The organism is Haemophilus sp. THUN1690, assembly GCF_059704375.1.
In genome coordinates, this window is record NZ_AP046582.1 from 1,236,427 (window position 1) to 1,253,388 (window position 16,962).

Genomic DNA, 16,962 nt, shown 5'->3' on the forward strand with positions numbered 1-16,962 from the left:
AATTTATTATTTTTTGTCGATATAAATATATTGCACTTTTCTTTTGCACTACTATAATAGTGCAAATTTGTTTTAGAGGCATTTTATGACACAACAAAAATCCCCCTCTCTCTTAGGCGGAGCGATGATCATCGCGGGTACAGCTATTGGTGCAGGCATGCTTGCCAATCCAACTTCAACGGCTGGTGTATGGTTTATTGGTTCGATTCTCGCTTTAATTTATACTTGGTTTTGTATGACAACATCAGGATTAATGATCCTAGAAGCTAATCTACATTATCCAACAGGTTCAAGTTTTGACACTATCGTTAAAGATTTATTAGGAAAAAGTTGGAATGTTATCAATGGTCTTTCCGTTGCTTTCGTCTTGTATATTTTGACTTATGCCTACATCACCTCAGGCGGAGGCATTACACAAAATCTGCTCAACCAAGCATTCAGTTCTGCTGAAAGTGCGGTAGATATTGGAAGAACTTCAGGATCTTTAATTTTCTGCCTTATCCTTGCAGCTTTCGTGTGGCTTTCAACCAAAGCTGTGGACCGTTTCACAACCGTGTTAATTGTCGGGATGGTGGTCGCTTTTTTCCTTTCTACTACCGGTTTATTAAGCTCTGTAAAAACAGAGGTGTTATTCAATACCGTTGCTGAAAGCGAACAAACATATTTACCTTATTTATTCACCGCACTTCCTGTTTGCTTAGTGTCTTTCGGTTTCCATGGAAATGTACCGAGTCTCGTAAAATATTACGATCGCGATGGTAGCCGCGTGATGAAATCAATCTTTATTGGTACGGGGTTAGCACTCGTAATTTATATTTTATGGCAACTTGCTGTGCAAGGTAATTTGCCACGCAACGAATTTGCTCCGGTAATTGAAAAAGGCGGCGATGTTTCTGCATTACTAGAGGCATTACATAAATATATTGAAGTAGAATACCTTGCCGTCGCATTAAATTTCTTTGCTTATATGGCGATTGCCACATCATTCTTAGGCGTAACGTTAGGCCTATTTGATTATATTGCGGATCTGTTTAAATTTGACGATAGCTTGTTAGGACGAACAAAAACCACATTGGTGACATTTTTACCACCGCTATTATTAAGTTTACAATTTCCTTATGGCTTTGTGATTGCCATTGGTTATGCAGGATTAGCAGCAACCATTTGGGCTGCAATCGTACCTGCACTTCTTGCTAAAGCAAGCCGTCAAAAATTCCCAAATGCGACTTATAAAGTTTACGGTGGCAATTTTATGATTGGCTTTGTGATCTTATTCGGTGTATTAAACATTGTGGCACAAGTCGGTGCCAACTTAGGATGGTTTGCCAATTTCACAGGATAAGTTTTACTCAATACAATAAGGGCGTATATCATGCGCCCTTTTTATTTGTAATATAGGATACGAGATGAATAATAAAACTAGCGTTTATGACAAAGAAAACTTCTTTGATCTTTATCAGAAACTCCGCGCAAATCCAATTAGTCTCAATGAAATTGTTGAAAAGCCCACCATGCTCTCACTGTTGCCTGATTTAAAAGGGAAAAAATTACTCGATTTAGGCTGTGGTACAGGAGGACATTTACAACTTTACTTAGAACGAGGGGCGGCTAAAGTGATTGGAACCGATCTTTCCGAAAAAATGCTCGAACAAGCTGAAAAAGATCTGCAAAAGTGCGGCCAATTTTCAGGGCGTTTTTCCTTATATCAGTTACCTATGGAAAAATTAGCTGAGTTACCAGAACGTCATTTTGATGTGATTACTAGCTCTTTTGCCTTTCATTATATTGAAAATTTTCCAGCATTATTATCAACTATCTATGACAAACTCTTGTCCAATGGCACATTAATTTTCTCACAAGAACATCCGATAACTACCTGCCACAAAGAAGGAGAACGCTGGGAAAAAAATGACAAAAAACAGCAAGTTGCTTATCGTTTAAATCATTATCGAGAAGAAGGGAAACGCAATAGAAATTGGTTCAAACAACCTTTTCAAACCTATCATCGAACAACAGCGACAATTATCAATAATTTAATTCATACAGGGTTTCAAATCGAGCAAATGGAAGAACCTATGCTTGCCGACCAACCGCAATGGCATAATGAATTTAAAGATTTATCACACCGACCACCACTGTTATTTATCAAAGCAAGAAAAGTGGAGAAATAAACAAAATAAACTGGTTTTTAACCGCACTTTATGGTATAAATCGCCCCGCTGTTTTTGCCTTTCAAAAGCAGCTTTTTAATTACTAACAACACACACATATCAACAAGGCTTAATCGGGGTGCCAAACGGTCGATTAGCTGATATGTGGAGGCTCAACCCCAACAAAAGGAAAATATTATGGCACAAGTTTCAATGCGCGACATGATCAACGCAGGCGTACACTTCGGACACCAAACTCGTTACTGGAACCCACAAATGAAACCTTTCATTTTTGGTGCTCGTAACGGTGTTCACATCATCAACCTTGAAAAAACTTTACCTTTATTCAACGAAGCTTTAGCGGAATTAACTCGCATTGCTAGCAACAATGGTAAAGTATTATTCGTTGGTACAAAACGTGCAGCGTCTGAAGCAGTACAAGCTGCAGCATTAGACTGTCAACAATATTACGTAAACCACCGTTGGTTAGGTGGTATGTTGACTAACTGGAAAACCGTTCGTCAATCAATTAAACGTTTAAAAGATTTAGAAACTCAATCTCAAGACGGTACTTTTGAAAAATTAACCAAAAAAGAAGCGTTAATGCGTACCCGTGAGATGGAAAAACTTGAATTAAGCCTTGGCGGTATCAAAGATATGGGCGGCTTACCAGATGCGTTATTCGTTATCGGTGCTGACCACGAACATATCGCGGTTAAAGAAGCAAACAACCTAGGTATTCCTGTATTTGCTATCGTTGATACTAACTCAACTCCAGCTGGCGTAGATTTCGTTATCCCTGGTAACGATGATGCGACTCGTGCTATCCAACTTTACGTTTCTACAGCTGCAGCAGCGGTTAAAGAAGGTCGTGGTAATGAAGCTCAAGTTGCTGAAGAATTAGCAGCTGACGCAGAATAATTTAAGTTTTGCAGTAAGGCGAAGCCCTTAATAATCAAACGATTAATTGGCATAGGGGCTAAAATTTAGCCCCTATATTTTTATCTAAAAGTGCGGTCAAAATAAACCGCATTTTCGACAGAGGATTTTAAAAATGGCTGAAATCACAGCATCATTAGTAAAAGAACTTCGTGAACGTACCGGTGCCGGTATGATGGAATGTAAAAAAGCATTAGTTGAAGCAAACGGTGATATCGAGTTAGCAATCGACAACATGCGTAAATCTGGTCAAGCTAAAGCAGCTAAAAAAGCAGGCCGTGTTGCAGCTGAAGGTGTTATCCTTGCTCGTGTAGAAAATGGTTTCGGTGTATTAGTTGAAATGAACTGTGAAACTGACTTCGTAGCAAAAGATGCTGGCTTCTTAGGTTTAGCAAACGAAGTTGCTGATTTCGCAGCAGCAAACAAAGGTACAACTATCGAAGCATTACAAGCACAATTCGAAGAAAAACGTGCTGCATTAGTAGCTAAAATCGGTGAGAACATGAACATCCGTCGTGTTGCTTACTTAGATGGTCAAGTAATTGCTCAATACTTACACGGCGCGAAAATCGGTGTATTAGTTGCAGGTCAAGGTTCTGCAGATGAACTTAAAAAAGTAGCTATGCACGTAGCTGCATCTAAACCTGAATTCGTGAACCCAGAAGATGTATCTGCTGAAGTGGTTGAACACGAACGTCAAATCCAAATCGACATCGCAGTTAACTCTGGCAAACCAAAAGAAATCGCAGAGAAAATGGTTGAAGGCCGTATGAAGAAATTCACTGGTGAAGTTTCATTAACTGGCCAACCATTCGTAATGGATCCTTCTGTATCTGTAGGTGACTTCTTAAAATCAGTAAACACCTCAGTTTCTAACTTCATCCGTTTAGAAGTTGGTGAAGGTATCGAGAAAAAAGAAGAAGACTTTGCTGCTGAAGTAGCAAAAATCACTGGCGGTAACGCGTAATTCTTTAAAGATAACGATATGTTAATAAGCCCAACTTAAGTTGGGCTTATTTATTTTATAGGATAAGTTGTGCTTAATTAACGGGCTTAAACTTTTTTAGTTACGTTTAGTAAAATAAAAAATCCACACTTTAATAGTAAACTTTTAAAGTCTGGATTTTGTAATAAAACTTCAGAAGAAATTAAGAAATTTTCTTTTCTAACACTTTTAAACGTTTATTTATTCCATCAATACCTAACGTCAGTGCCGCTGTTTTACGCCATTCTTTATTCGTTTGCAATGGAATACCAGAGGAATATACTCCAGGCTCTGTAATTGGGCGCATAACCATTCCCATTCCAGTAATCGTGACTTTATCGCAAATTTCCATATGGCCATTAATCACACTTGCACCGCCAATTAAGCAATAGCGCCCAACAGTCAAACTACCTGCCATAATAACGCCACCAGCAACCGCTGTACCTGTGCCTATATGAACATTATGTGCAATTTGACAAAGGTTATCGATAATCACGTTATCTTCAATAATCGTTGCGTCTAATGCGCCTCTATCGATACAGGTATTCGCACCAATCTCAACGTTATTACCAATTATTACTTGCCCTACTTGTGGAATTTTAATCCAACGACCACGATCATTTGCGTAACCAAAACCATCACTACCGATGACTGTTCCTGATTGAATTAAGCAATTAGTGCCAATCTCAACGTTATGGTAAACAGTTACATTAGCCCAGAGTTGAGTGCCTGAACCTATCTTAGTATTTTTACCAACAAAACAATTTGCACCAATGATCACGTTATCACCAAGTACAACACCTTCTTCAATCACTGCATTGGCGCCAATTGAAACATTCTTCCCTAAAAATGTGTCATCAAAAATTACCGCACTTTTTGCAATGCCTTGCGCAGCCTTTGGTGTGCTATCCATATATTGAGCCAAAATTGCGTAAGCTACATAAGGATCTTTAACAATAAGTAAATTACTTTCTGGAGAACAGTGTTCGACATCCTCTTCAGAAACAACCAAAATTCCTGCTTTAGAATCTTTCAATAATGCACGAAATTTTGCGTTAGAAATAAAAGTAAGTTGATTTGATTGGGCTTTATCGAGTGGAGCGATATTCTCAACAACAACATCGGCGTTACCGCGAACGGTAGCGCCGATTTGAGTTGCCAATTCTTGTAAAGAATAGGATTTTTGCATTATGAGAACCTATTATTTTTTCTCTTGAGCTTTTTCAGAAGCAGGGATAGATTTTAATACTTCTTCTGTGATGTCTTTACCCTCTACCGCAAACACAACTGAATTTGCATCAAGCACATAAGTATAACCTTTCTCTTTTGCTAAATTATTTGTAGCAGTTTGAATACTATCTAATAATTTACCACGCTCTTCTGCTTGACGTTTTTCATTTTGCGCTTGGAACTCTTGAACTTTTTTATCTTGTTCCTGCATTAATTTTTGTAATTCAGCATCTTCAGCAGCGCCTAATTTATTAATTTCCTCTTGGCGTTTTTGAATATCTGCTTGACGTAAGCGAGGCGCATCTTTTTCCAAAGCGGCAACTTTTGCTTCAACTTTCTTACGAGCAGCTACGATTTTATCATCAACTGCTTTTTTACTTGCAGCTAATTTTTCAGCTACAGGCTTAAATTCAGCATCAAGTTTATCCGCTACCGCTTGACGATCTGGGTGATTTTGGAAAATATAACCTGCATTAATAAAAGCAATTTTTTCTTCAGCTGCAGCATAGCCTGAAGCAAGTGCGATACCTAAAGCAAGTGCGGTTACTTTTGCGATGTTTTTCATTTGATAAATATCCTTAATTAAATAGTGGTTTGTTTAATATTTTCTCTACCTAATAAAATTAGGCAGAGAATGTTATCTTTGAATTCTAATGATGGAAAAAGTTCAATTTATTAGAAAGAACCACCAATACTAAATTGGAACTGTTCTACATCATCATTTTCATATTTTTTGATCGGTTTAGCATAAGAGAACACTAACGGTCCAATAGGTGATTGCCATTGGAAACCAACCCCAGCAGATGCACGAACTCGACTAGCTTTTCCATAATCAGGTAAATTTAACGCAGCAATACTTGCGTCTAATGCTTTATCGGATTTCCATTTTGTATTCCACACACTTGCAGCGTCCACAAATAATGAGGTTCTAACAGAGTTTTGGCCTTTATCACCGACAAATGGAGTTGGCACAATTAACTCTGCACTAGCTGTAGCTATTGCATTACCCCCCACAATATCTGTGCTTGGTACCCATTTATTTTGGGTTGGATTTAAATAAATAGCATTCGGTCCAACAGCACCATATGCAAATCCACGTAAAGAGCCAATACCACCAGCAGTATAATATTGATAGAATGGCAAGCGTTTGTTACCAAATCCATTTGCATAGCCAACAGATGCTTTTGCCGACATTACCCAGCGATGATCTCGATCTAATGGATAGAATCCTTGAACATCAGCACTTAATTTATAGTATTTATTATCAGAACCAGGAGTCGTAACTCGTCCACCAAGACTTGCTTTGACCCCTTTAGTTGGGAAATATCCTCTATTGAGACTGTTATAGTTCCAACCGAATGAGAAATCAAAGTCGTTTGTTTTAATAGCATTTCCATTAAAATTCATCGATTGCATATATAAATCACGACTATATTCTCTCGCGAAGTTACTAATTTTATTATAGCTATAACCTAATCCTACATAGTAAGAGTTATTTTCATTTACAGGGAAACCTAAAGTAACGTTACCACCATAAGTCGTACGTTTATAATTAGAAGAGGTGTCATTTCTAGAGTTGTCATAGTTTTCAAAGAAAACATTTCCACCTAAACTGACTCCATCTTTCGTGAAATACGGCTCAACATAACCTAAATTTACGCTAGTACCGTAGTCATTACGTGTTCCACCAAGGCTAACTGAAGCACCAGTTCCCAAGAAATTATCTTGTTTAACACTAGCTTGATAACTAATACCACTCTCTGTACCGTAGCCAATACCAAAGTTGATACTACCTGTATTACGCTCTTTAACTTTATACACGACATCTACTTCGTCATCCGTACCTTTTACAGGATCAATTCGGTTTTCTACGGTTTCAAAGAATCCTGTACGATCTAAACGGATTTTACCTAACTCAACTAATTGCGAGTTATACCACGCCCCTTCTTGCTGGCGCATTTCTTGACGTAAAGTACTATCCGCTGAAACAGTATTTCCTTCAAAGCGTAGTTGACGAACAGTTAAACGTCGACCAGCATCAACAACAAAAGTAATAGCTAAAGTTTTATTTGCATCATCAAAATCAGGTACAGCATTCACTGTTGCAGTACCGTAACCACGTTCACCCAATTTGGCTTTAATCGCATTTTCAACATCGGCAATGTCACTTCGACGGAAAGTGTCATTTAAGTGTAATGAAGAAAGCAAGGGTTCAAGTTCTGAAGCCATCCCACCCACATTACCAACAATGCGAGCACTACGAAGGTCATACTGTAAACCTTCATTTACATCAATGGTTACATTTACTTTCGTTTTTTCATCATTTAGCTGAACATCAGTTTTAGTGATTTGTGCTTTGGCATAACCATTATTTAAATAATAATCACGAATTGACTGTAAATCTTTCTCGAACTGAGCGCCTTCAAATTTATTACCCCATAATTTCCACCAAGAATCAGGTTGTAATTCCATTTGCTCTTGCAACGTACTGCTACTAACAGATTCATTACCATTGAAAGTTAATGATGCTAATTTTGCAGTATCATCTTCATTAATCTGAATTAAAATTTCAGCACGATTATTTGGTAACGTATTGACAATAGGTTCAACGGTTGCGTTATAGCGACCTACGCTTGCATAGTGCTCTTTTACACTTTTGGCAAATTCATTTAATTTTTCTCGAATTAAAACATCACCAACTTTAAAACCGTTAGCATCTAAGTTTTGTTTAAGTGCTTCAGTGGGAATAACAGAGTTACCTCTGATTTTAACATCTGAAATGATCGATTTAGCCACAACGCTAACAACAAGCACATCGCCTTCTTGATGCGCATTCACATCATCGAATCGACCACTTACGAATAAAGAGCGGACAATATTAGCCACATCATTGTCAGTCACACGCTGACCGGCACGAACAGGTAGACTTGCTCGGATTTGTTGTTCTAAGTCGCCTTGAACACCATCCACACGAATATCTTTTGCCACAAAAGGTGCGGCAAACACAGTCGTTGTCGTACCGAATAATAAACTTGCGATTAGAAGTTTTTTCATCGATTGTATCCTATATAAATTATAGACGTAAAAAATCATTAAATAATGCAAACACTGTTAAACTTAATAACAGTGCTGCGCCAATTCGATAACAGATGCTTTGCACCCGCTCAGAAACAGGTTTTCCTTTAACAGCTTCCATTGCTAAAAAAACTAAATGACCGCCATCTAATACAGGCAATGGGAATAAATTCATAATACCTAAATTCACACTAATCAATGCCATAAAACTTAAAAAATACACCAATCCAATATTAGCGGATGCACCAGCACCTTTAGCAATAGAAATCGGGCCGCTTAAATTGTTTAATGACAAATCACCCGTGATTAATTTTCCTAACACCTTCAAGGTTAACACAGAAAGTTGGCCAGTCTTTTCAATGCCTTTTTGCAAAGAGTTAAGGATATCATATTTTAATTCAGTACGATATTCATCAGATAATTTTACGAAAGTTGGGCTTAAACCTACAAACCATTTTCCACTCTGATTACGCACTGGAGTGATAATTTTGTCAAGCGTTTCCCCATTACGTTCAACTTTAATAGAAAAAGATTCGCCTTGTTCGACCTGTTTTATAAAATCTTGCCAAGGAAGTGCGGTTAAATTTTCTTTTAAAATTTTATCACCGATTTGTAAACCTGCTTTCTCAGCTGGAGAACCTTGAACAACTTTAGAAAGCACCATTTCAACTTTAGGACGCATAGGCATAATCCCTAATGCCTCAAAAGCACTTTCTTTTTCAGGATCAAAAGTCCAATTTGTAAGATTTAAAATACGTTGTTGTTCAACATTAGAACCGAAAGGAGAAAGGGTAATTTCAACATTAGGCTCACCCATTTTTGTGGCAAGTAGCATATTGATGGTTTCCCAATCTTGAGTTTCTTCACCATCAACAGCAAGAATTTGCGTATTAGGTTCAATGTGAGCTTGTGCTGCGATTGAACTTGGTGTTATTGATTCAATCACAGGTTTAACACTTGGCATTCCATAAAGGTAGATGACCCAATAGGCAAAAATGGCGAAAATAAAATTCGCCAAAGGGCCTGCAATAATCACAAATGCGCGTTGTAATACGCTTTTACTGTCAAATGCTTGTGACTTTTGTTCAACTGGAACCGCTTCATTACGTCCATCAAGCATTTTTACATAGCCGCCTAAAGGAATCATTGAAACCGCAAATTCTGTACCATGCTTATCGATACGTTTCCAAATTACCTTACCAAAGCCAATCGAAAAACGATGGACTTTTATACCGCACTTTCTAGCAGCCCAAAAGTGACCATATTCGTGAACGGATACTAATACCGCAATAGCAATGATAAAAGAACCTAGCGACCACAAAAATGACATTCAGAATCCTTATAACACAAAGAAATAGAAGTAGCTGAAAAAAGGTACCGCAGCAGTCAAGCTATCAATGCGATCTAATACACCACCATGACCCGGAATTAATTGACTGCTGTCTTTAACTCCTGACTCACGTTTAAACATACTTTCAGTTAAATCGCCCAATACTGAAATTGCAACTGTAGCAACGGAAAGAATAATGAATCCAGAGATATTTCTCTCACCAACTAAAACATCGCCAGAGAAATGAATAAATACAAAAGCAAGCACTAACGCTGTAATTAAACCACCAACAACGCCTTCCCAACTTTTACCAGGTGAAACTTTTGGCGCAAGTTTACGTTTACCAAATACGCGCCCGCTAAAATAAGCACCAGAATCAGCCGCCCAAACAAGCACAAATACATAAAGTAATAAAAATAAGCCGTGATAAGGATCATGGGTATAGTGTTCTAAACGTAAACGCAATACCCCAGCGATAAATGGAATTAAAGTAGAAAAGGCAAATAAAAGCTGTAAAAGAGGATTTTTAGACCAAAATTTAGCTGATTGAGGATAACTCACCACAAGCAATAAAGCTAAAAGCCACCAACCAACAGCGTTCATCAATAAAAGCTGAAGATGCTGTTCAAACACACGACCAGCATCTAAATAGTTGCCCTCAGTGTAGAGCCATAAAAAAATAAAGGCGCCTAAAAAGGCTGCAACACAAAAACGCGCTAAAGGCTGTTTAAGGCGAGCAAACTGAGTCCATTCCCAAACGCCTAAAGTCGCTACTGTACCTAACGCAAGGGCAAAATAAAAAGGCGTGAATAAAAATAGCGCACATAGCACCGCTACGATTAACACAATGGCAGATAAAACTCGTTGTTTAAGCATAATTTTAATCCATTTATTGAATTATTCTGTCCCACCAAAACGGCGATGACGTTGTTGATAACAGGCGATGGCACGGTTAAATTCCGCCTCATCAAAATCTGGCCACAGCACATCGGAAAAATAAAGTTCCGCATATGCAATTTGCCATAATAAAAAATTACTAATCCGTTGTTCACCACTGGTACGAATCAATAGATCTACTGGTGGTTCATCTTGTGTAACCAAATGACGCTGAAAAGCAATTTCATCAATCTCCTCAACGCTCATTTCATTATTTTTTACTTTTTCTGCAAGTTGTTTTGCTGCTTGCACAATATCCCAACAACCGCCGTAATTTGCAGCAATATTAAGCGTAAGTGCGGTATTTTTTTCTGTTAAATTTTCCGCTTTTGCAATTTTTTCTTGCAAAGATTCACTAAAACGAGATACATCGCCAATAATTTTCAGGCGAATATTATTTTTATGTAATTTTTTCACTTCGTGGTCTAACGCTTGCATAAAAAGCGTCATTAATGCGCTGACTTCTTGCTCTGGTCGATTCCAATTTTCGCTACTAAAGGCATAAAGTGTAAGAAAATTCACGCCAGTTTGGCGAGCATAACTTACTGCTCGGCGAACTGCAGATACGCCATTGGTATGACCAAAAATACGCATTTTATTTTTTTGTTTTGCCCACCGCCCATTACCATCCATAATAATGGCAACGTGTTTTGGAATATTGTTTTGATCGAGTTCTATCATTATTTTTATTATAAAAAGATCCCTATAAATTCGGCTGTGAACTATATCATAAGTTGTATTTGCTTGCTATGGATTAGCGATCCCTAATCCACACTTTATTTTTTACATAATTCATTTTTATAATAAAGAAAAATAAACAAAACGAAGAATTTATGTCTGCGATTGAACAAAATAAAGACGGTATTAGATTAAGAATATTCTTACAGCCAAAAGCCAGTAAAGATCATATTGCTGGCATTCACGATGATGAACTAAAAATTACCATTACTGCGCCACCTGTTGATGGTCAAGCAAATGCGCATTTATTGAAATTTTTAAGTAAATCCTTCAAAGTGCCCAAAAGCAGTATTATTTTAGAAAAAGGGGAATTGAGCCGACACAAACAAGTTTGGATTCCTGACCCAAAATTAATTCCCAAAGAAATTCAAAATCTATTGTAAAAACAAAGAAAAAAATCACCGCACTTTGGACTCTCACCCTATCAATTTATGCCGTTTTACGGTATTCTATACCACATTTTCTATTGTCAAAATGCTGCAAAAGTGCGGTTAAAATTTAAGGTGATTTTATGCAAGAACAATATCGCCCCGATATGATCGAACCAAAGGTTCAACAATATTGGGCAGAAAATAAAGTTTTCAAAGCAATCAAAGACGAATCTAAAGAAAAATATTACTGTCTTTCTATGTTCCCGTATCCTTCTGGCCGCCTGCATATGGGGCATGTGCGCAACTACACTATTGGTGATGTAATTTCTCGTTATCAACGCATGCTAGGCAAAAACGTATTACAACCATTTGGTTGGGATGCTTTCGGCTTACCAGCAGAAGGTGCCGCAATCAAAAACAAAACTGCGCCAGCTAAATGGACGTACGAAAACATCGCTTACATGAAAAAACAACTTCAGCTTTTAGGCTTTGGTTTCGACTGGGATCGTGAAATCGCAACCTGTAAACCAGAATACTACAAATGGGAGCAATGGTTCTTCACTGAGCTTTATAAAAAAGGCTTAGTGTACAAAAAAACCTCAACCGTAAACTGGTGCCCGAACGATGAAACCGTACTCGCAAACGAGCAAGTACACGAAGGTTGTTGCTGGCGTTGTGATACACCTGTGGAACAAAAAGAAATCCCACAATGGTTTATCAAAATTACTGACTATGCAGAGCAATTATTAGGTGGTTTAGATACCCTTCCACAATGGCCTGACATGGTAAAAACCATGCAACGCAACTGGATTGGTCGTTCTGAAGGGGTAGAAATTACCTTTGATGTTGCAGATACCAACGAAAAAGTAGCAGTTTACACCACGCGTCCAGATACCTTTTACGGTGTGAGTTATCTAGGCATTGCGGCGGCACATCCATTAGCAAGTTTGGCAGCTCAAAACAATCCCGAATTAGCCGCCTTTATCCAAGAAGCGAAAAACGCAAAAGTAGCAGAAGCAGATCTTGCGACAATGGAGAAAAAAGGAATGGCAACGGGCTTATTTGCTATTCATCCATTGACGGGTGAAAAATTACCGATTTGGGTCGCTAATTTCGTGTTAATGCACTACGGTACTGGTGCGGTAATGGCTGTTCCAGCTCACGACCAACGCGACTTTGAATTTGCTCAAAAATACAGCTTACCAATTAAACAAGTGATCGCACCACTTGCAGATGAAGAAATTGATTTAACCAAACAAGCCTTTACTGAACACGGCAAACTTGTTAATTCAGCTGAATTTGATGGTAAAGATTTTGATGGTGCTTTCAATGGTATTGCAGATAAATTAGAAAAATTAGGTGTTGGAAAACGTCAAGTGAATTATCGTTTACGTGACTGGGGCGTTTCTCGCCAACGTTATTGGGGGGCGCCAATTCCGATGCTAACCCTTGAAAATGGTGATGTAGTACCTGCACCAATGGAAGATTTACCAATTATTCTTCCTGAAGATGTGGTAATGGATGGCGTGAAAAGTCCAATTAAAGCTGATCCTAATTGGGCAAAAACAACCTTTAACGGCGCACTAGCGTTAAAAGAAACGGATACCTTTGATACCTTTATGGAATCCTCTTGGTATTACGCGCGCTACACTTGTCCACAATATCAAAATGGCATGCTTGATGCGGAAGAAGCAAACTATTGGTTACCAGTGGATCAATATATCGGTGGTATTGAACACGCAACAATGCACTTACTTTACTTCCGTTTCTTCCACAAATTATTACGCGATGCAGGATTTGTAACCAGTGACGAACCAGCCGATAAATTATTATGTCAAGGTATGGTGCTTGCAGATGCCTTCTACTACACCAGTCCAACAAATGAGCGTATTTGGGTAAGTCCAACACAGGTGACTCTTGAACGTGATGAAAAAGGCAGAATTATTAAGGCGACCGATCCTGAAGGGCGTGAACTAGTCCACAGTGGCATGACCAAAATGTCTAAATCCAAAAATAACGGTATTGACCCACAAGAAATGGTAGAAAAATATGGCGCTGATACTGTTCGTCTGTTTATGATGTTTGCCTCTCCAGCAGAAATGACCTTGGAATGGCAAGAATCTGGCGTAGAAGGTGCGAAACGTTTCTTAGGTCGTGTATGGAATTTAGTGTATCAATATCAACAAAATCCAGCAAAAACTAGCCTAGATATCACCGCACTTTCAGCCGCGCAAAAAGCGCTTCGTCGTGAAGTACATAAAACCATTGCAAAAGTGAGCGATGATATTGGTCGTCGTCAAACATTTAATACTGCGATTGCAGCAGTAATGGAGTTGATGAATAAACTGACTAAGGCTTCCTTAGAAAGCGATCAAGATCGTGCAGTCATGGCGGAAGCATTAAGTGCAGTTGTGCGTATGCTTTATCCAATTACGCCACATATCTGCTTTGAATTATGGCAAGCGCTAGGAAATGAAAGTAACATCGATACCGCTGAATGGGTGAAAGCTGATGAAGCCGCAATGGTAGAAGATGAAAAACTCATTGTTGTGCAAGTAAATGGCAAAGTTCGTGGAAAAGTGACTGTTCCTGCAACGTCTTCAGAAGAGGAAATTAAAGCTGTGGCCAAAGCAGATCCTAATGTTGCAAAATTCCTTGATGGAAAAGAAATTCTTAAAGAAATCTATATTCCATTAAAAATGTTGAATTTTGTGGTTAAACCATAATCCGTAGAATCTGTGGAATATTGATATTTCACAGGTTCTATCTTTATATTAGTGTATGGATTTTAAATTCATACACTCCACAATAAAGGTAATTTTTATGATTAAATCAATCAAAGCGTTCTTTATTGTAGCAAGCATTACCGCGCTTTCTGCTTGCGGCTGGCATTTTCAAAATGGTACATTAATTCCACAAGAATTACGTACTCTTACATTTGAAAGCCCTGATCCATACAGCGAAATGTCAGTGGCGATGCATAATCAGCTACAAGCGAACAACATTCAGCTCGTCAATTCGACTCAAGGCGTTCCTGTTTTGCGTATCAATAAATTCCGCACAAATGATGAAGTCGCCTCTGTCTTTAAACGCGGACGTGAAGCTGAAAAAGTATTGATGTTAGAAGTGGAAGCAAGCATTCGTTTAGCGAATGGTGAAAGCCACCCAATCACGGCAAAAGTCAACCGTACTTTCTTTGATAACTCTCGCGCAGCATTGGCTAAATCCGCCGAACGAGAAGTAATTTGGAATGATATGCGGGAACAAGCTGCACGTCAGCTCATTACTAAAATGGTTGCATTAGAAAAACAAGTGAAAAACAAATAATGAATCGCATCTTTCCTGAGCAACTCAATCAACATCTTTCCCAGCGTTTAGCCAAAGTTTACTTTTTGGTAGGACAAGATCCCTTGTTACTGAGTGAAAGTGAAGATGCCATTTATAAAACAGCCAGCCAACAAGGATTCGATGAGAAAAATAGCATCCAGATTGATAGCCAAACTGACTGGGCACAACTCATAGAATCCTGTCAGTCTATGGGATTGTTTTTTAATAAACAAGTCATGGTATTAAATTTACCTGAAAATTTCACCGCACTTTTACAAAAAAATCTGCAAGAATTTATTTCGGTTCTACATGAAGATATCTTGCTAATTTTACAAATTGCAAAACTAACAAAAGCAAATGAAAACCAAGCATGGTTTGTTGAACTAAACCAATATGAAACCAGTGCGATTCTTGTAAATTGCCAAACACCTACGGCTGAAAATCTCCCTCGTTGGGTAAAAAATCGTACCAAAGCGATGGGATTAGACGCTGATGATGAAGCAATTCAACAACTTTGTTACAGTTATGAGAATAACCTGCTTGCGCTCAAACAATCTCTGCAGCTTTTAGATTTGCTCTATCCTGACCATAAACTTAACTATAATCGTGTCATTAGCGTCGTCGAACAATCATCAATTTTTACACCATTTCAATGGATTGATGCTTTGCTAATGGGAAAAGCAAATCGCGCTAAACGTATTTTAAAAGGTTTACAAGCAGAAGATGTGCAACCTGTTATTTTATTACGCACGCTACAGCGAGAATTATTTACGTTGCTTGAACTTACCAAACCACAGCAACGCATTATGACAACGGAAAAACTTCCAACTCAACGAATTAAGGCTGAATTTGACCGTCTAAAAATCTGGCAAAATCGCCGACCGCTCTTTTTAAGTGCGATTCAACGTTTAACCTACCAAAAACTCTACGAAATTATCCAAGAGCTTGCCAATATTGAACGTCTTGCTAAGCAAGAATTTAGTGATAAAGTGTGGATTAAACTCGCTGATTTATCTGTAAAAATTTGTTTGTAATTGCTATTGTTTTTTTTTTGCACTAAAGCGGTATAATAAAACGCCATATCGGCAATGACTTATTAATTAACTTTCGTGAGGATATCATGATGAAAAAAACACTAGCTACGCTTATTTTAATGGGATTTGGTTTTTCAGCTTCAGCAACTGATTTGTCTGCAAGTTGTAAAACTTATTTCGCTGAAATTGATTCTTTCTTAGCATCAATGCCAGCTGCGCAAGCAAATGCGATGAAAGCTCAATATGAATCAAGCAAACAACAATTTGCATCAATGCCCGTAGCGGCACAGGATCAGGCTTGTAATCAAGCGGCAGAGCAACTTAAACAAATGAAAGCCGCAATGCCGAAATAATTTGAAAAAATCAATAGATATTATATAAACCCTAGCCTGACTAGGGTTTTATTTTATGGGATGGAGAGCTTCATTCAATAAGCGATGAATTAATTTAGCATTAGCTGGCGGAAACTGTCCTGCATCTAATGCGCGTTGCTCAACCCAAAAACCTTCTTGCCCTTCTCTCCCAAAAGGCTCACCAATCCATTCATCTACAACATAAAAGAAAAAAGAAATAATCTTTGTTGGATATTCAAATTGGAAGCGTTCGTAAAGTTCAGCATTTAATACAACAATGCCAATTTCCTCTTCCAGTTCACGTTTTAAAGCCTGTTCTGGAGTTTCTCCCGCATCCACTTTTCCACCGGGAAATTCTAAAGATTGGGCAAAATCCTGTCCTTCTAAACGCTGCGTTAAATAGATCTGCCCAAACTCATTACGAATAATCCCCGCAGCAACTTGTATAATTTTTTTATCCATTTCTTCTATCCAATAGCACGTATGAAAAAAGT

Annotated in this window: 16 protein-coding genes; 9 read left to right on the forward strand and 7 right to left on the reverse strand. The window is 38.2% G+C overall.

What is annotated here, in order from left to right; translation table 11 throughout:
• Positions 1 to 85 precede the first annotated feature (85 nt).
• From mtr to tsf, 4 genes are all read left to right on the forward strand, one after another.
• Positions 86 to 1,342, forward strand: a complete 1,257-nt coding sequence (mtr, locus tag AC6H22_RS05795; RefSeq protein ID WP_497512701.1) for a tryptophan permease — start codon at positions 86 to 88, stop codon at positions 1,340 to 1,342.
• 64 nt (positions 1,343 to 1,406) lie between these two features.
• Positions 1,407 to 2,171, forward strand: coding sequence for a class I SAM-dependent methyltransferase (locus AC6H22_RS05800; RefSeq protein WP_118817151.1), 765 nt, complete (start codon positions 1,407 to 1,409; stop codon positions 2,169 to 2,171).
• A gap of 177 nt (positions 2,172 to 2,348) precedes the next feature.
• Positions 2,349 to 3,071, forward strand: coding sequence for a 30S ribosomal protein S2 (gene rpsB, locus AC6H22_RS05805; RefSeq protein ID WP_118817152.1), 723 nt, complete (start codon positions 2,349 to 2,351; stop codon positions 3,069 to 3,071).
• A 133-nt stretch (positions 3,072 to 3,204) separates the two neighbouring features.
• A complete protein-coding gene (gene tsf / locus AC6H22_RS05810) occupies positions 3,205 to 4,056 on the forward strand; it encodes a translation elongation factor Ts (protein ID WP_005627519.1) in 852 nt (283 codons plus the stop codon).
• 181 nt (positions 4,057 to 4,237) lie between these two features.
• Here the strand turns inward: tsf and lpxD are convergent, their stop codons facing one another.
• The 6 genes from lpxD to uppS form a co-directional block, all read right to left on the reverse strand.
• Positions 4,238 to 5,263, reverse strand: a complete 1,026-nt coding sequence (lpxD, locus tag AC6H22_RS05815) for a UDP-3-O-(3-hydroxymyristoyl)glucosamine N-acyltransferase (RefSeq protein ID WP_118817153.1) — start codon at positions 5,261 to 5,263, stop codon at positions 4,238 to 4,240.
• Between the two features lie 12 nt (positions 5,264 to 5,275).
• The gene (locus AC6H22_RS05820) at positions 5,276 to 5,869 is read right to left on the reverse strand and encodes an OmpH/Skp family outer membrane protein (protein WP_118817154.1); all 594 of its coding nucleotides are present in this window, start codon (positions 5,867 to 5,869) and stop codon (positions 5,276 to 5,278) included.
• A 110-nt stretch (positions 5,870 to 5,979) separates the two neighbouring features.
• On the reverse strand, positions 5,980 to 8,358 hold the full coding sequence (gene bamA, locus AC6H22_RS05825; protein ID WP_118817155.1) for an outer membrane protein assembly factor BamA: 2,379 nt from the start codon (positions 8,356 to 8,358) through the stop codon (positions 5,980 to 5,982).
• 19 nt (positions 8,359 to 8,377) lie between these two features.
• A complete protein-coding gene (gene rseP / locus AC6H22_RS05830; RefSeq protein ID WP_118817156.1) occupies positions 8,378 to 9,709 on the reverse strand; it encodes a sigma E protease regulator RseP in 1,332 nt (443 codons plus the stop codon).
• A 9-nt stretch (positions 9,710 to 9,718) separates the two neighbouring features.
• Positions 9,719 to 10,585, reverse strand: a complete 867-nt coding sequence (locus AC6H22_RS05835) for a phosphatidate cytidylyltransferase (RefSeq protein WP_118817157.1) — start codon at positions 10,583 to 10,585, stop codon at positions 9,719 to 9,721.
• A 21-nt stretch (positions 10,586 to 10,606) separates the two neighbouring features.
• Entirely contained in the window at positions 10,607 to 11,326 is a 720-nt protein-coding gene (gene uppS / locus AC6H22_RS05840; protein ID WP_118817158.1) for a polyprenyl diphosphate synthase, read from the reverse strand.
• 152 nt (positions 11,327 to 11,478) lie between these two features.
• On the opposite strand from uppS, the gene yggU reads away from it, so the two are divergent.
• The 5 genes from yggU to AC6H22_RS05865 all read left to right on the forward strand — a co-directional run bounded on the left by yggU (position 11,479) and on the right by AC6H22_RS05865 (position 16,468).
• Complete coding sequence (yggU, locus tag AC6H22_RS05845) at positions 11,479 to 11,766, forward strand: DUF167 family protein YggU (RefSeq protein ID WP_005627500.1); 288 nt, start codon at positions 11,479 to 11,481, stop codon at positions 11,764 to 11,766.
• Between the two features lie 128 nt (positions 11,767 to 11,894).
• Entirely contained in the window at positions 11,895 to 14,480 is a 2,586-nt protein-coding gene (leuS, locus tag AC6H22_RS05850) for a leucine--tRNA ligase (RefSeq protein ID WP_046952731.1), read from the forward strand.
• A 97-nt stretch (positions 14,481 to 14,577) separates the two neighbouring features.
• Complete coding sequence (locus AC6H22_RS05855; RefSeq protein WP_005627491.1) at positions 14,578 to 15,081, forward strand: LPS-assembly lipoprotein LptE; 504 nt, start codon at positions 14,578 to 14,580, stop codon at positions 15,079 to 15,081.
• Complete coding sequence (gene holA / locus AC6H22_RS05860) at positions 15,081 to 16,115, forward strand: DNA polymerase III subunit delta (RefSeq protein WP_005627489.1); 1,035 nt, start codon at positions 15,081 to 15,083, stop codon at positions 16,113 to 16,115. The genes AC6H22_RS05855 and holA overlap by 1 nt, the downstream gene beginning before the upstream one ends.
• An 89-nt stretch (positions 16,116 to 16,204) precedes the next feature.
• Positions 16,205 to 16,468: a DUF5339 domain-containing protein gene (locus AC6H22_RS05865; RefSeq protein ID WP_032825592.1), complete on the forward strand. Its 264-nt coding sequence runs from the start codon at positions 16,205 to 16,207 to the stop codon at positions 16,466 to 16,468.
• Positions 16,469 to 16,516: 48 nt separating this feature from the next.
• Here the strand turns inward: AC6H22_RS05865 and mutT are convergent, their stop codons facing one another.
• Positions 16,517 to 16,930, reverse strand: a complete 414-nt coding sequence (gene mutT, locus AC6H22_RS05870) for an 8-oxo-dGTP diphosphatase MutT (protein WP_005627484.1) — start codon at positions 16,928 to 16,930, stop codon at positions 16,517 to 16,519.
• Between the last annotated feature and the right edge of the window lie 32 nt (positions 16,931 to 16,962).

Excerpts from the sequence above, each read along its gene's own strand:
- AC6H22_RS05865 (WP_032825592.1), top strand. The coding sequence starts at position 16,205 with ATGAAAAAAACACTAGCTACGCTTATTTTAATGGGATTTGGTTTTTCA.
- AC6H22_RS05820 (WP_118817154.1), bottom strand. The coding sequence starts at position 5,869 with ATGAAAAACATCGCAAAAGTAACCGCACTTGCTTTAGGTATCGCACTT.
- lpxD (WP_118817153.1), bottom strand. The coding sequence starts at position 5,263 with ATGCAAAAATCCTATTCTTTACAAGAATTGGCAACTCAAATCGGCGCT.
- uppS (WP_118817158.1), bottom strand. The coding sequence starts at position 11,326 with ATGATAGAACTCGATCAAAACAATATTCCAAAACACGTTGCCATTATT.
- rpsB (WP_118817152.1), top strand. The coding sequence starts at position 2,349 with ATGGCACAAGTTTCAATGCGCGACATGATCAACGCAGGCGTACACTTC.
- mtr (WP_497512701.1), top strand. The coding sequence starts at position 86 with ATGACACAACAAAAATCCCCCTCTCTCTTAGGCGGAGCGATGATCATC.
- rseP (WP_118817156.1), bottom strand. The coding sequence starts at position 9,709 with ATGTCATTTTTGTGGTCGCTAGGTTCTTTTATCATTGCTATTGCGGTA.
- AC6H22_RS05800 (WP_118817151.1), top strand. The coding sequence starts at position 1,407 with ATGAATAATAAAACTAGCGTTTATGACAAAGAAAACTTCTTTGATCTT.
- tsf (WP_005627519.1), top strand. The coding sequence starts at position 3,205 with ATGGCTGAAATCACAGCATCATTAGTAAAAGAACTTCGTGAACGTACC.
- bamA (WP_118817155.1), bottom strand. The coding sequence starts at position 8,358 with ATGAAAAAACTTCTAATCGCAAGTTTATTATTCGGTACGACAACGACT.
- AC6H22_RS05835 (WP_118817157.1), bottom strand. The coding sequence starts at position 10,585 with ATGCTTAAACAACGAGTTTTATCTGCCATTGTGTTAATCGTAGCGGTG.
- holA (WP_005627489.1), top strand. The coding sequence starts at position 15,081 with ATGAATCGCATCTTTCCTGAGCAACTCAATCAACATCTTTCCCAGCGT.
- leuS (WP_046952731.1), top strand. The coding sequence starts at position 11,895 with ATGCAAGAACAATATCGCCCCGATATGATCGAACCAAAGGTTCAACAA.
- yggU (WP_005627500.1), top strand. The coding sequence starts at position 11,479 with ATGTCTGCGATTGAACAAAATAAAGACGGTATTAGATTAAGAATATTC.
- AC6H22_RS05855 (WP_005627491.1), top strand. The coding sequence starts at position 14,578 with ATGATTAAATCAATCAAAGCGTTCTTTATTGTAGCAAGCATTACCGCG.
- mutT (WP_005627484.1), bottom strand. The coding sequence starts at position 16,930 with ATGGATAAAAAAATTATACAAGTTGCTGCGGGGATTATTCGTAATGAG.